This is a genomic window from Streptomyces sp. NPDC090106 (assembly GCF_044747265.1).
Lineage (GTDB): Bacteria > Actinomycetota > Actinomycetes > Streptomycetales > Streptomycetaceae > Streptomyces.
This window is the reverse complement of record NZ_JBIVDS010000003.1, coordinates 150,910-164,473: the sequence shown is the minus strand read 5'-3', so window position 1 is coordinate 164,473 and position 13,564 is coordinate 150,910. Positions and strand designations below refer to the sequence as shown.

General features: G+C 73.0%; 13 protein-coding genes. 2 read left to right on the top strand and 11 right to left on the bottom strand.

Features of this window, described 5'->3' with window-relative positions:
* Positions 1-19 precede the first annotated feature (19 nt).
* The 9 genes from ACIPSE_RS10675 to ACIPSE_RS10635 all read right to left on the bottom strand — a co-directional run bounded on the left by ACIPSE_RS10675 (position 20) and on the right by ACIPSE_RS10635 (position 9,280).
* Entirely contained in the window at positions 20-766 is a 747-nt protein-coding gene (locus ACIPSE_RS10675; protein ID WP_401660177.1) for an arylmalonate decarboxylase, read from the bottom strand.
* Positions 763-1,476, bottom strand: a complete 714-nt coding sequence (locus ACIPSE_RS10670) for a hypothetical protein (RefSeq protein WP_401660174.1) — start codon at positions 1,474-1,476, stop codon at positions 763-765. Before ACIPSE_RS10670 ends, ACIPSE_RS10675 begins: the two co-directional genes overlap by 4 nt.
* The gene (locus tag ACIPSE_RS10665) at positions 1,473-2,351 is read right to left on the bottom strand and encodes an SDR family oxidoreductase (protein ID WP_401660172.1); all 879 of its coding nucleotides are present in this window, start codon (positions 2,349-2,351) and stop codon (positions 1,473-1,475) included. The genes ACIPSE_RS10670 and ACIPSE_RS10665 overlap by 4 nt, the downstream gene beginning before the upstream one ends.
* Positions 2,348-3,334 carry a hypothetical protein gene (locus ACIPSE_RS10660; RefSeq protein ID WP_401660170.1) on the bottom strand — a complete coding sequence of 329 codons (987 nt, stop codon included), beginning with the start codon at positions 3,332-3,334 and terminating at the stop codon, positions 2,348-2,350. Before ACIPSE_RS10660 ends, ACIPSE_RS10665 begins: the two co-directional genes overlap by 4 nt.
* Positions 3,331-4,113, bottom strand: a complete 783-nt coding sequence (locus ACIPSE_RS10655) for a hypothetical protein (RefSeq protein ID WP_401660167.1) — start codon at positions 4,111-4,113, stop codon at positions 3,331-3,333. Before ACIPSE_RS10655 ends, ACIPSE_RS10660 begins: the two co-directional genes overlap by 4 nt.
* A 4-nt stretch (positions 4,114-4,117) precedes the next feature.
* Positions 4,118-5,428: a Rieske 2Fe-2S domain-containing protein gene (locus ACIPSE_RS10650; RefSeq protein WP_401660164.1), complete on the bottom strand. Its 1,311-nt coding sequence runs from the start codon at positions 5,426-5,428 to the stop codon at positions 4,118-4,120.
* 41 nt (positions 5,429-5,469) lie between these two features.
* The gene (locus ACIPSE_RS10645; RefSeq protein ID WP_401660161.1) at positions 5,470-6,498 is read right to left on the bottom strand and encodes an alpha/beta hydrolase family protein; all 1,029 of its coding nucleotides are present in this window, start codon (positions 6,496-6,498) and stop codon (positions 5,470-5,472) included.
* Positions 6,495-7,301 (bottom strand): hypothetical protein, encoded by an 807-nt coding sequence (locus ACIPSE_RS10640; RefSeq protein WP_401660159.1) that lies wholly within the window; start codon positions 7,299-7,301, stop codon positions 6,495-6,497. The genes ACIPSE_RS10645 and ACIPSE_RS10640 overlap by 4 nt, the downstream gene beginning before the upstream one ends.
* A gap of 119 nt (positions 7,302-7,420) precedes the next feature.
* A complete protein-coding gene (locus ACIPSE_RS10635; RefSeq protein ID WP_401660156.1) occupies positions 7,421-9,280 on the bottom strand; it encodes a nitrilase-related carbon-nitrogen hydrolase in 1,860 nt (619 codons plus the stop codon).
* Positions 9,281-9,386: 106 nt separating this feature from the next.
* Here ACIPSE_RS10635 and ACIPSE_RS10630 point away from each other — a divergent pair, with 106 nt between their 5' ends.
* Positions 9,387-9,677 carry a Dabb family protein gene (locus tag ACIPSE_RS10630; RefSeq protein ID WP_401660153.1) on the top strand — a complete coding sequence of 97 codons (291 nt, stop codon included), beginning with the start codon at positions 9,387-9,389 and terminating at the stop codon, positions 9,675-9,677.
* Between the two features lie 88 nt (positions 9,678-9,765).
* Here the strand turns inward: ACIPSE_RS10630 and ACIPSE_RS10625 are convergent, their stop codons facing one another.
* Positions 9,766-10,752: a hypothetical protein gene (locus ACIPSE_RS10625; RefSeq protein ID WP_401660150.1), complete on the bottom strand. Its 987-nt coding sequence runs from the start codon at positions 10,750-10,752 to the stop codon at positions 9,766-9,768.
* A gap of 269 nt (positions 10,753-11,021) precedes the next feature.
* Here ACIPSE_RS10625 and ACIPSE_RS10620 point away from each other — a divergent pair, with 269 nt between their 5' ends.
* On the top strand, positions 11,022-11,930 hold the full coding sequence (locus ACIPSE_RS10620) for a dienelactone hydrolase family protein (protein ID WP_401660147.1): 909 nt from the start codon (positions 11,022-11,024) through the stop codon (positions 11,928-11,930).
* 28 nt (positions 11,931-11,958) lie between these two features.
* Here ACIPSE_RS10620 and ACIPSE_RS10615 read toward each other — a convergent pair whose 3' ends face one another.
* Complete coding sequence (locus tag ACIPSE_RS10615) at positions 11,959-13,419, bottom strand: aldehyde dehydrogenase family protein (protein ID WP_401660145.1); 1,461 nt, start codon at positions 13,417-13,419, stop codon at positions 11,959-11,961.
* Positions 13,420-13,564 lie beyond the last annotated feature (145 nt).

The window sequence follows — 13,564 nt, the reverse complement described above, 5'->3', positions numbered from 1 at the left end:
CCGGCCTGGCGGGGAGGACTCAGTGCTCCCGCAGCAGCACCCCGGCCCCCTCCACCCGGTCCGTGATGCCGTTGTCGCGCAGGGCCATCCACCAGGTGGCCGCGTTGATGGCGATGACCGGGAGGCCGAGCCAGCGTTCGGCTTCGTCGGCCAGGCGGACCATGGAGAGGTTGGTGCCGCACTGGACGAGGGCGTCGACGTCATCGAGGGCGGCGAGGTCGCGCAGGGCCTTGCGCAGTTCGTCCTCGGTGACGTGGGCGATGGAGACCGCGGTCGGGCAGCGGAGGCCGACGACGCCGGCCACCTCGAAGCCGAGTTCGGTGAAGAAGCGGCGGACGTTGGCGTCGCCGACGGGCTGGTAGGGGGTGACCACGCCGATGCGGCGGGCGCCGAAGAGCTTGAGGGCGCGTTCGCAGGCCTCGGCGCCGGTGGCGACGTCGAGGCCGGTGATGTCGTTGATCTGCTTGACGAACTCGCGGTTGCCCTCGACGCCGCCCCAGAAGGTCTCCGCGGACATGCCCATCACCATGTAGTCGGGTTCGCAGGTCAGGACCCGTTCGCAGGCGGCGCCGATCTCGTCGCGGATCTGTTCCAGGAGCCGTTCCATGCCGGCGTCGCCGTCCATGTTCTGGTCGCGGATGTGGATGCGGGAGAAGTGGGAGGTGACTCCGGGGACCGTCATACGGGCGAAGTCCGGTTCCACGATGGTGTTGGTGCTCGGCGCGATGACACCGAACTTGCGGCGCCAGCCCAGGGCGTCGGTCATGAGGTCACCGTCCGGTCGTCGGATGCGGGAACGGGCAGGGAGGTGTCCGGCTCCGCGGCCAGGACCGGTGCCAGACGCCAGGCGGCGAGGACGGCGGCGGCCTGGGTGAGGGTGTTGCAGGACTGTTCGATCCACTGGAGGGCCACGCTCTGGTCGGGGCGGGCGGCGAGCGGGCCGAGGACGTACATCCCCAGCAGCCAGAATCCGGCCGCCGACGCGGCGAGCGTGTCTCCCGCGGCGCGGGCCAGCAGGATCAGCCGGATCGCGCAGACGGTGACGGCGGCGATGGCCAGCACCATGACCGGTGCCGTCGAGCCGAGGGCGAGGGACAGCGCCGACACGGCCGTCCACAGTCCGGCGAAGACCCAGCGCAGGCGTGAGGTGTCGGCGGAGGCCGACACGCCCTCGGTCCGGAGCGGGAAGCGCAGCAAGGCCAGGGACAGAAGGAGGAAACCCGCCGACAGGAGGGGGAACAGGGCCTTGTTCAAGGGCTGGATGTCCGGGCCGTCCAGGGCCACGACCAGTTTCCACACCGCCTTCGACAGGCCGCCGGAAGCGATCAGCACCGTTCCCGCGAGGGCCAGGAGCCGCCCGTCGCGTCCGGTGCGGGCCGCGGGACGGACGAGCCGGGCGGCGGCGACGGCCGTCAGGAGCACCGGGACGAAGTCCTCGACGGCCAGGGACACGGGGTAGTCGACGGGGTGACTCATCGTCCGGCCTCCTCGGAACGGTGGGCGTGCGGACCGTCCGGGGCCGCGTCCGGTGGGCGCGGCGGCATGACCGAGCGGTTGCGGAAGGCCGCCGCGGCGAAGCGGGCGGCGGCCTTGCGGCGGGTCAGCCAGGCGACACGGCCACCGTTGCGGGTCCGCCCGGACAGGATGCGGTCGGCGAGCCAGGGCGTCACCGTCTCCACCCGGTCGGCGAGGATGTCGAAGACCTTGCGGGCCTTCTCGTACTCCTCGGCGGTGTAGCCGTGGGTGAGGACGTCGGTGACGACCATGCCGGGCGACAGCGCCATGGCGCGCACGTCGTGCGGCCTGCGTACGGCGTGGTCGCGCAGGTCGGTGGCGAGGGCCCGGGTGAGGTGGGTGACGGCGCGTTTGGTGGTGCCGTAGGCGCCGAGGCCGGGGAGCTGGCGGCCGTCCGAGCCGAAGCCCTCCATGTTCCAGACCTCGCCGCGGCCCAGCCGCAGGAACCCGGCGACGGCCACGGCGGCACCGTTGGCGACACCCAGGAGGTTGGCCTCCACGACGTCCCGGGTCCCGGACTCGCTCAGTTCCCACAGGGGGCGCCGGGCGGTGGCCGCGCCCGCGTTGTTGATCCAGACGTCGACGGTGTCGAAGGCCGTCTCGGTCGCGTCCCACAGGGCGGCGAGCTGCTCCCGGTCGGTGACGTCGGCCGTGCGGGCGAGCAGCCTCCCGTCGGGGGTGTCGAGCGTGGCCGCCGCGGTCTCGACCGCCTTCTCCGTGCGTCCGCACAGGGCGACGCGGCAGCCGCGGTCGAGGAAGGCGCGGGCCAGGCCGTGGCCGATGCCGCGCGTGCCGCCGGTGATGACCACCACCGGGCCGGTGGCGGGGGCGGTCATGTCGTCGTCCAGTCGAGGACCCCGTGGACGACCGCGGCGAGGCTCTGGCCGTCGAACAGCTCGTAGGTGACGGCGAGTCGGCCGCCCGCGCTCATCCCGGGGGTGGCGTCGAGGGCGTACTCGCGGGCGACGACCCGGTGGGGGGCGTCGGTGAAGTGCCAGACGGGGAAGTTGGCGCGGCCGAAGGCCTGGGCGTTGCCCCAGGCACCGGGGCCCTCCCAGAACTCGCGGGTGCCGTCCCGGCGGCGCACCACGGTGGCCTCGCGGTCGAGGCCGCCGCCGCTCCAGGTGAGGTGGTGCTCGGTGCGCAGGAGGTCGAGCGGGGTGAGCCGGTTCTCGACGCGGACGGCGCCGAGCGGTTTCTGGTCGGGGCCGAAGGCCTCGCACTCCCCCGCGAACACGCCCGCCTGTTTGGTGGGCAGGATCCACGGGACCGGGCCGTTGCGGGTCTCGGCGGCGAGGTGGGAGTCGATCATCGCCTGGGTGCCGGGGTCGGTGTCGGGGTCTGTGTCGAGGGTGCGGCGGTAGATGCCGTTGAAGCAGCCGACGACGGTCCAGCCCTGGTAGAGCATCGAGGAGTAGACCTGGACGTCGCCGTCGGGCAGGACGTGGTTCCAGGTGTTGAGGCCGACCTGCCAGCCGGGCCCGTAGTAGCGGGCATCGACGAAGGTGCCGTACGGCTGTCCGCTGCCGTGGAAGTCGGGGCCCTGGTAGATGCGGCTGCTGTCGGAGTCGGTGACGCCGAACGCGAAGGGTGCGGCGAGCCGGAAGCGGCCCGCGAGGGCGCCGCCCGCCTCCAGGCCGCCGTCCATGCGGTAGACGGTGGTGCCGTCGGTGTGTTCGGAGGAGCGGCGGATGTCCTCGTAGCCGCACCAGGTGCCGGTGGCGTCGAACAGGGAGGGCCGGCCGTGCCATTCACCGGTGATGCGCTGCTGCCAGACGCTGGGGCCGGGGGCGGCTTCGGCGGGGCGGATGCCGGTCATGCGGGGTCCTCCGGGGCGGGGCGGCCGGTGATGAGAAGGGTGCGCAGCGCGTCGGTGGTGTCCGCGCCCAGGAGGCGGTCCACCTGTGCCCAGACCGGGTCGATCTCCCGGCTGAACAGGAGGGCGCGCACCCGGCCGTCGCGTTCGGCGAGGTCGGTGTCCTTGACGTCCTCGGCGGCATCCGCGGGGAAGTCGGCGGCGAGGGCGAGCCAGTGGGTGAGGTAGGCGTCGGTGACGGGTCCGATCGCGGTGAGCGCGGCTTCGTCGGCACGGTGCACCAGCATCCACGGCGACATCAGGGCGCGCTGCCGGGGACCCACGTGGGCCGGGGTCAACCCCTCGATGGAGGCGGCCTGTTCGTGGCTCTCGGTGAGCGGGCCGTAGGCGGCGTCGGTGTAGGCGGCGTGTGGGGCGAGGTCGGCGCGCTGGACGAGGTCGAGGTGGAAGGCGTACGCGTCGCCGGTGCGCACGGCGTCGAGGGTGAAGTGGGGCAGCGGGCCGTCGGCGGTGCCGAAGGCGAACACCATGTGGCTGTCGAGGCCGATGGGCGGGACGACCAGGGAGATGTGGACGACGGAGGCGACCGGTCCGTCACCGGTGAAGCAGCGCACCGCTCCGACCGGGCCGGGGAAGGCCTGTCCGGTCAGGACCGCCCAGGGGGTGGGGACCTCCTGGACTCCGGTGGCCGCGACGAGCCGGTCCAGGACGCGTGCGGACAGGGCGGCGGGTGGGCCGTCCTGAGCGGTCGCGGGGTCCGGCGAGGCAGGGGTGTCGGGCATCGTCTCACTCGCTCTCGGACTGAGCGGCGGGCTGGTGGGCGGTGGGGTCGACGGCCTGTCCGCGAGGCTGCTCGGCGGCACGTTCGGTGGCCTGCTCGGCAACGTGCCCAGCAGCCTGCCCGGCGACCTGTTCGGCTTCCTGCTCGGCGTCCTGTTCGGCGCTTTCCACCGTGGGGTGGAACCCGTGGGCCTTCTGTTCCCAGGCGCGGGCGAACTCGGGCACCTCGCGGCGTCCCGGGGAGGCGATGACCGTGGAGGTGCGTTCGGGGACGTCGCCGGTGATGCGGTCGGCGGGGCCCACGGACCAGCCCTTGGCGGCGAGTTCCTGGCGGCGGCGCCGGTAGGCGACGGAGATCAGGTCGGAGCGCAGATGGAGTTCGGCGCCCAGGTCCGCGGGGAGGAGTTCGGGCCGGGTGGCGTCGACGACCGGGGCGTCCTGCCCGAAGATGCGGTAGACCCGTTTGCGGGTGTTGGCGTCCGCCCAGGAACCGGTGAAGAAGTCGCGCAGGGCGACCCACTTGACGAGGGTGGTGGTCTCGTCGACGGGGATGTTCGTGTCGTAGATGATCATGTTGCCGAACGGCAGCCGGACGTGCAGCTTGATCAGGTTGGGCAGCATCCAGCCGGCCGTGGTGACGACGGGCGGGCGCTCGGTGCCCTGGGACCTGCGGTCGGCGTAGAGCTTGGCCCACAGGCCCTTGGCGGTCGGCGGGTGGAGCGCGACGGTCGCGAACGCCGACCATTCGTCGGGCTGTTCGAGGGTGTACTCCTCGACCTCGGGGCGGTCGGGGTTGCCGAAGGAGCCCGCGTGGACGAACGGGGTGTGGGCGATGTCGCAGCCGTTCTCCAGCACCCGCTCGTAGTTGGAGTTCCACAGGTACTCGCCGGTGACGGCGCGGAACCGGCCGCCGTTCTCCAGGAGTTCGTCGAACTCGGGCCACACCGGGAGCGGCGGGCGCTCCCGTTCGGGCAGGTCGCCGAGGAACACCCAGACGAACCCGTACCGTTCCTGGGTCGGGTACGCGTCGACGCGGGCCTTCTTGGGGATGCCGCGGCCCGGCTGGTTGGCGGGGATGAGGGTGCAGGCGCCCTCGGCGTCGAAGCGCCAGCCGTGGTAGGGGCAGACGACCTGGTCGTCGCGGAGGGTGCCGCCGGAGAGGGCGGCCCCGCGGTGGGCGCACAGGTCGGAGAGGGCGACGGGGGTGCCGTCCTTCCTCCGGTACAGGACCAGGCTCTGGCCCAGACAGACCACCTTGACGGGCTTGCGCCCGACGCGGTCGCAGAACTCGACCGCGTACCAGAAGTTCTTGAACATGGCGGGGAAGGCACTCCTCGGTCGTTCGGGGCGGTGAACGGTCAGCGGCGGCGTACGGCCGCGAGGCCCGGGTGCGGAGGGGCGAGCAGGTCGTCCAGGCGCCGGCCCGCGGCGGGGTCGTCGCGCAGCCGGGACACGCAGAACTCGGTGACCAGGCGGCCCAGCAGGGCGCGGGGTGCCGTCGGGTCGGACGGCGCTCCGGAGGGCGGGGTCTCCAGGAAGCCCCGGCCTCCGGTGGGGTCGTGGGGGTCGCAGGCGGTGAAGTGGTTCGCGCAGGACAGCCGGGCCCAGGCGCTGGCACCGCCGCTGTCCGGGACGGCCTCGTCGAAGGTGCGCAGCACCGGGTCGGCGGGCGCCCGGCCGCTCTCGGGGGCGTAGCGGTCGGTGCTGGAGGCGATGACGCCGTCGTGCTCGCCGGACAGCAGCAGCACCGGGATGCCCGGGCCCACGGGCAGGACGGTGCCCTCGGGCCAGCCGAGCATGGTGGCGACCAGGGTGTGGGCGGCGTAGGCGAACACGGCCCGTACGCCCGGGGTGTGGGCGGCGGACTGGAGGACGACGGTCCCGCCGGCGGAATGCCCGCCGAGGGCGATCCGGTCCAGGTCGAGGAGCCCGGCGAGCGGGGACCGGCGGTCCAGGTCGCGCAGGGCGTCCAGGAGAGCGCCGATCAGCGGGGTCGTCGGGCGTGAGCCCCAGCCCTGCGGGGAGGCGGCGTCCAGGTCGATGGCCGGGGTGAGGCCGTGACTGCCCGCGAAGAGCTCGCCCACCAGGTCGGCGGTGACCGCGACGAGTCCCGCGCGGGCCAGCTCGATGGCCAGCCAGCGGTAGGAGTCCTGGCCGACGTTGATGCCGGGCAGCAGCAGGACCACCGGGTACGGGGCGCCGTCCGTGTCGGCGGGCAGCTCACCGCTCAGGCGCTCGGCGTCCGAGCCGGTGGGCCGGGACGGGTAGAACACCCGCAGGTGCGCGGTGTCGAAGGGTTCCTTCAGCCCCGGCACCCGGCAGGCCCACCACAACGCCCGTACGGTCGGCTCCGATTTCGCCGCCGGTTCCGGTCTCTCCGTCGTCACCGGGGCCTCGGCAGTTCCCGGTCGCCGCCCCACAGGGCGCGCACCAGCTGCTCGGTCTTGGCCTCGCCGAAGTAGCGCACGCCCATCACGTTGGCCGGGTCGCGTTCGGCGATGTTGCGGCGGGTGGCGAGGTCGGCGGCGGCGAGGGCGTCCCGTTCCGGTTCGGGGACCGGCTCGGCGGCGTCGACCCAGCCCAGCCAGCGGTCCACATGGGCGTGGGTGAGCCTGCGGACGAGGTCGATGTGCTCCTCGTCGCGGGGCAGCGAGTAGCAGTAGGCGGTGGGCGAGAGACTGGCGCGGATGAACCCGGCGCGGCTGGTGAACCAGTCGAGCTTCGGGTGGCTCTCGCGGACCTTCAGCCACTCCTCGTCCAGCGGGGCGTAGTAGCGGTCGTAGGCGTCGCCGTCGGCCAGCAGGTTGCTGCGGGGCACGGAGTCCAGGTAGAACCAGCCGCCCGGCCAGCACAGCAGCGCGATGGCGAGATGCGGTACCCGGATCCGCGGGCCCAGCCAGACGGTCAGATGGAGGTTGGCGAAACCGTGGGTGGGGTTGCCGAGCCAGGAGTGGACCATCCAGTCGACCTCGGGCCCGCTGTAGGCGGCGAGGGAACCGCCGGGGCTCTGCGGCGGGTTGCCGTACGAGTCGAGGGCGAGGGTGGAGGGGTCGCGGGTGAGGTCGAACCGGTTGTCGATCTTCGCTTTGAGTTCGGCGAGCAGCTCCTGCCACTGCTGGAAGGTCTCGGTGACGTCGGTGACGGGAGCCGCGTCCGTCATGTCCTGCACGGCCTTGAGTGTCTCGGCCATGGCGCTCCTCGGGATGCTGGATACGAGGTGGTGGCGTGGAGGGGCTTGCGTGTGCCGTCGCGGTCGCTCGCGGGTCCGGTCGCGGTCGCTCGGGTGTTCCGTCGGGTGTTCCGTCGCGGTCAGGCGGGGACGGCGCCGGAGTCCGGGGCGGTGAGCGCGCCCGGGTCGGGTGACGTGAGCGCTCCGGACAGGCGCCAGGGGCGGCCGTCGACAAGGTCGGTGTTGCGGGAGACCATGCGGCGGAGGGCCTGGGCGGGGTGGATGGGCGCGAGGGTGAGGGGGCCGCTCGCGGTGGTGACGAGGGGGTGGCTGATCCGGCCGGTGAACCCGCCGTCCCGGCTCTGCCAGAGGCCGAAGTCGCCCGGCAGCGCGTGGATCGCGCCTTCGCCGTGTCCGGCGGCGACGACGTTGACGCGGTTCTCGGCGGCGCGTTCGGGCAGGCCCAGGGTGCGTTCCCAGGGTTCGGCGCCGCTGTAGCAGACGGCGACGGTGTCGGCCCCGGCGAGGGCGGCGAGCCGGAAGGTCTCGGGGTAGAGGGTGTCGTCGCCGACGACCAGCGCGACACGGCCCCAGGGCGCGTCGTGGGTGACGGGGGGTGCCGGTTTCTCGGTGGCCCAGGCGGAGTGCCGTGCGCTCGGGTGAAGTTGGGGCATCCTCAGGACCGGCCCGTGGGCGCCGATCAGGAATCCCGTGTGGACGCCCGCCTCGGGCAGGGTGCAGGCGATCAGCGCGTCGGTACCGGTGAGCGCGTCGGCCAGGTCACGGACGGCGGTGGCCGCGAGGCCCTCGTCCGGGGCGGTGTCCACGGGTGCGGTGCCGCCGGGGCAGAGGAACAGTTCCGGCAGCACGAGCAGCCTGGCTCCGCGCGCCACGGCCTCGGCGGCCCCGGCGACGGCTTCCCTGAGGGCGTTGGGGCCGTCGCCGTCGGGGCGCAGGACCGCCGCGGTCACGGTGTCCGCCCGCCGCGCGGCGAACGGCGGCGCCGGTCGCGGCGGGCGGGCGACGGGGCCGTAGAGCCAGGGGCGCCGGGCGGCGAACAGGTCGGTGCCGTCGGGGCGTCGCTTGTCGTCGGCAGCGGCCGGTTCGATGTCGGCGACCACCACGGCCTCCCCGATGGCGGGGGCTTCGGCGGCGACCGTGCCGTCGGGGCGGACGATCTGGCTGCCGCCCGCGCCGTGCAGCGCCTCGGGCGGGATGCCCAGGCCGGAGGCCACGGCGGCGAGATGGTTCTCGGGGATGAGCGGACCGACCTTGTTGGCGGCCACGACCCACACCTTGTTCTCGGCCGCGCGCACCGGTATGTGGAGGGAAGCCTCGTCCACGGCGAAGGAGTTGAGGCTGTTGAGCAGGACCTGGGCGCCGCGCAGGGCGAGTCCCCGGCACACCTCGTTGATGACTCCCTCCATGCAGGAGTACAGGCCGAGGCGGCCGAGCGGGGTGTCGAGCACCGGGCCGACGGTGTCCGCCGGGTCGAGGTGGTCGTTCTCACTGCCCATGAGGGTCTGTTTGTCGGCGCGGCCCAGCAGTCGCCCGTCGGGGCCGATGAGCAGGCTCGCGGCGGTGATGCGCATGCCGTCGTCGCGGACGGGGGGCCCGATCGTCCCAACTGCCCCGTCCGACCCGGTTACTTCGGTGAAACCGGCGGATCCGTCGCTCCCGCTACCTTCGGCGTCCAGGGCGGTTCCGGGTGCCTCGGTGGCCAGGGTTACGTGCACCTTGACGTAGATCCGGTGGCCGGCCGCGGCGCCCGCGACCGCGCTGAGGAAGGTGTCCCCCAAGCGGCACGCCTCACGCAGCGCGTGGGCGCGGTCGCGGTACCAGGAGAGGTGGTTGCAGAACTCGGGCAGCACGACGAGGTCGGCTTCGCGGGCCGCCGCCGCGTCGATCGCGCGGAGCACGGCGGCGAGATTGGCCTTCCTGTCCTCCCCCACTGCGAACTGGGCCGCGGCCACCCGTACGGAGCCGGCGACGAGGGCCATGGCTTCCTCCTGTGGTTCCTCTAGCGGAACAGCGTTTCCCAAACATACACTCGCAACCGCCCCCGCGACAGAGGGGATTGCCGATCCGACCACCGGAGGCTCCGCGGTGCTCACCCATGTCGTCCTGATGCGGTTCACCGACCCGGCCGACGCGCCCGAGGCCGCACGCCGGCTGGCCGAACTCGCGCCGCTGGTACCGGAGATACGCTCGATCGAGCTCGGCCTGGACGTCGTCGGTTCACCGGTGTCGTACCACCTGAGCATGGTCACGCGGCACGACGACGCGGACGGGCTGGGCGCCTATCAGCGGCATCCGCTCCACCTCGAACTGGCCTCATGGCTGCGCCCCCGGCTCGCGGACCGCGCGGTGGTCGACCATGTCGGACCGGCCGACTGACCCGTACCGCGACGGAGTCGCCGTCGGTCAGGCCGGTGGGAGGGGTGCCGTGCGGCGCCCCTCCCACCGGCGTTCTCGTCTGCGCGCGTCAGCCCCCGGCGCCCGCGAGGGTCTCGATCGTGCCCGCCTGGAGCAGCGACTGGTAGTAGGTGCCGCCGGGATAGTAGGTGGCGGTCGTGGTGCCGTCGAACGCGTCCGCGGCCCAGCCCACGGCCAGGGTCTGGAGGGCACTGATGTTCTTGGCCTGGGAGGTGCCGCAGGCCAGCGATCCCGCCGCGTCGACGCTCGCGCCCTCGGCATCCACGTGGGACCCGGAAGTGAGCTCCACTCCCACGAACGGCGTTCCGGCGTAGACCTCTTGGAGCGCGGTGGTGCCGCTGGCGCTGCTGTTGCACAGGTACGGCGGCGAGGAGACGGTGCGCACCGGCAGCGAGGTGGTGGCGAGCCCGGCCAGGGAGGCGGCGGTGTTGTCGCCGATGGCGGAGGCCACCGGGTCGAGCAGGACAAGCCCCTTGAGCTTGGCGAAGGTTGCCGGTGAGCTGCCGCGCAGGCGCTGGGCCACGTACTCGACGGCCTCACCGCCCGCGGAGTGGCCGGAGAAGAGGAACGTGGCGGGCAGTGCCGTGCCGGTACGCCCGGCCAGGGCGGCGGCGCGCGCGTAGCTGGTGGCGAGTTGGCCCGAGGCGTTCGCGGCGCCGCTGAACCAGGTCGCCACGTTGTTGAGGAACGGCTTGTTGTTGCCGAGGTTCTGGAGAGTGCAGCCGAAGATGTCGGCGCTCGGCAGGGTGGGCACGAAGACGAGGTAGCCGGCGGCGGCGTAGTGCTCGGCCAGGTCGGCCATGTTGACGCCGGAGCGGGCGAAGCCGTGCTGGAGCCAGACAAGCCCCTTGGGGGTGCCGGCCGGGAAGTACCAGTCGGCGTCGGGGTGATAGGTGAAGGCGGCACAGGAGACGTCGACGGTGGTCGACGCCGAGGTGACCGCCGTGGCCGCGGGGGCGGTCGAGGGGGTCGCGAGGACGCACAGGGCCGCGGCGACGGCCGGGCAGAGGTGTCTCAGTCGGGACAGCGCGCGCATGGGGGCCTCCGAGTGCGGACGGATGTTTCCACTGTGGAAACTTCGTTCCGTCCCAGCAGTGAGGGAGATGACAGCGAAGACACCGTCGACTGTCAAGTACGCAGCACAGACGTCGAGTTGGCGGTCACGGCGATACGGCGAGGACAGTCGGGGGCGGCACGGATTTTCCGAGACGTACGACGGAACCCCTGGCGTTCATGTCACCTTGAGTGGAACTCTGTTTCCCATAAAGGAACTTCTCTGTTCCTCCCTCCCCTTCCGGAGAGCCCGTGAGAATCCGCAGAGCACATCTCCTGATTCCCCTCCTGGCCCTGCTGTCCGCCCTGTTCGCCGCCCCGTCCACGGCGGTCGCGGCGACCGGCGTCGCCGCCTACCAGACCTCGGTGAACGGCGACAGCGCCGACGTGTACTACCCGACCGGCACCTCCAGCGGTCTGCCGGTGGCCCTGATCCTCCAGGGCGCCAAGGTCGACAAGGCCCAGTACGCGAAGTACGCCTCGGCGATCGCCGCGCAGGGCTTCGTCGTCGTGGTGCCCAACCACTACCGGCTGATGATCTTCGAGTACGAGCGGTACGCCGCCGAGAACCAGGTCACCGACACCGTCGCCTGGATGAAGGACGAGAAGTACAACTCCGCCTCCCCGCTGTACAAGCGCGTCAGCAGCACCAAGCTGGGGCTGCTCGGGCACTCCTTCGGCGGTGCGGCGGGGCTGGCCGCCGCCGAGGACACGTGCAGCCTGGTCTTCTGTCCGACGCTGAGCTTCAGCCTGCCCAGCCAGGTCAAGGCCGCGTCCTTCTACGGCACCAACAACGAATTCCTCGGCATCTTCGCCGACGTCGACAACCAGATCCCCGTGCAGCTGGTGCAGGGCACGGTCGACGGCATCGCTCCCCCGGCCGACGCCGAGCAGACGTACACGCATCTGCTGAACGCGCCCCGACAGATCGTGCGGGTCTCCGGCGCCAACCACTACGGCATCACCGATGTGCAGAGCCCGTCGCCCGCCGAGGCGGAGACGACCACGCAGTCCCTCTCGCAGGACGCGAGCGTCGAGGTCGCCGCACGCTGGGCGGGCAGGTTCCTGCTGGCCGAACTCGGCGACGACGCGGCGGCCGACTACGTGTGGCACACCGGCGACGCGTCGGACCCGCAGGTGACGGTCACCGGCGTCTCCTGAGCCGGCCGGACGCCCGGTGCCGGACCGGTCAACGGCCCGGCACCGGGTACGCTCCGGGCGCCATCCCGCCACCGCCGCGGCGGAAGGCGCCCGGCGCGTGCACGACGCACGGCTGCACGTACTCCGCCAGCCCTTCGGCGCCGTACTCACGGCCGTGCCCGCTGCGTTTCACGCCGCCGAAGGGGGCCCTCAGGGACATCCCGGTGCGGTTGTGCGTGTTGACGAAGCAGAAACCGGCGTCGAGGCGGGCGGCGAACGTGAACGCCCGTTCCTCGTCGGCGGACCAGACCGACGCCCCGAGGCCCAGTTCACCGGCGTTCGCGCGCTCCACGACGTCGTCCTCGTCGTCGTAGGCGAGCACCGGGACCAGGGGGCCGAACTGTTCCCCGGCCACCACGGGCATCCGGTCGTCCACCCCGGTGAGCAGCAGGGGCCGCACGAAGTGGCCCGCCGTCAGATCGGTGTCGGGGCAGGCGGTGCCGAGCGGGATCGCGCGGGCCCCGGCACGCACGGCGTCCGCGGCGAGCGCGGTGAGCCGGTCGGCGGACCCGGCGGTGACGACGGGGCCCACACTCACGCCGGGGCGCAGCGGGTCGCCGAGCCGGACGACCCGGTCGGCCGCCGCGGTGAAGGCGGTCACGAAGCCGTCCAGGGCGGAGCGCGGGACGTAGACGCGTTTGACGGCCATGCAGACCTGGCCCGCGGTTGCCAGGCAGGCCATCACCAGCCGGTCCATGGCCTGGTCGGTGAGGTCGGCGTCCTCGAGGAGGATCGCGGGGTCGTTGCCGCCGAGTTCCATGGTGGTCGGGGTGAGCGCGGCGGCGGCGAGCGCGCCGACGGCACGGCCGGCCCTCTCCCCTCCGGTGAACGCGACCTTGAACACGCCGCTGTGTCCCACCAGGGCGGCGGCGGTGTCCTCGTGGCCGTGCAGGACGTGCAGGAGCCCTGGCGGGAAGTGGCCGGCGCACTCGCGCAGCAGGCCGTCCACGGCGAGCGGGGCCAGCGGCGACGGCTTGACCAGCAGCGCGTTGCCCGCGACGAGGGCGGGCGCGAGTTTGAGGAGGGTCAGGACGACCGGCGCGTTCCACGGGGTGAGCGCGGCGACCGGGCCGTAGGGGCGCTGCCGGACGGTCAGCCGCCCGCGTGCGTCGTCGGTCTCCCGGTCGGCGAGGAGGCCCGGCGCCGCGTCGGCGTACCAGCGGGCGACGGCGGCGGAGAAGAGCACCTCGCCCCGCGCGTCGGCGAGCGGCTTGCCGGACTCACGGGCCAGCAGGACGGCGGTGTCCTCGGCCCGGCGTTCCAGCGTGCCCGCCACGGCGCGCAGCGCGTCGGCGCGACGCCCGACCGGTTCACGGACCCAGTCCCGGGCGGCCGTGCCCGCGGCGGCCACCGCCCGGTCCACGTCGTCGGCCGTGGCGATCGGCACCGAGCCGACACGGTCGGTGGTCCGGGCTGGGTTGTGGCGGTCCAAGCTGTCCCGGTCGGTCACGGGCTCTCCTGAGGTGGTCGCCGCCGGCCGGTCAGGAGACGGGCCTGGACGGGTGGCTGATCGGGGTTCGCGGCACGGTGCGGCGCATCTTCACCGAGTGGTGTGCGAGGCAGCGCGGTTCGCCCGGCGACGCGGCCCGCGGCGG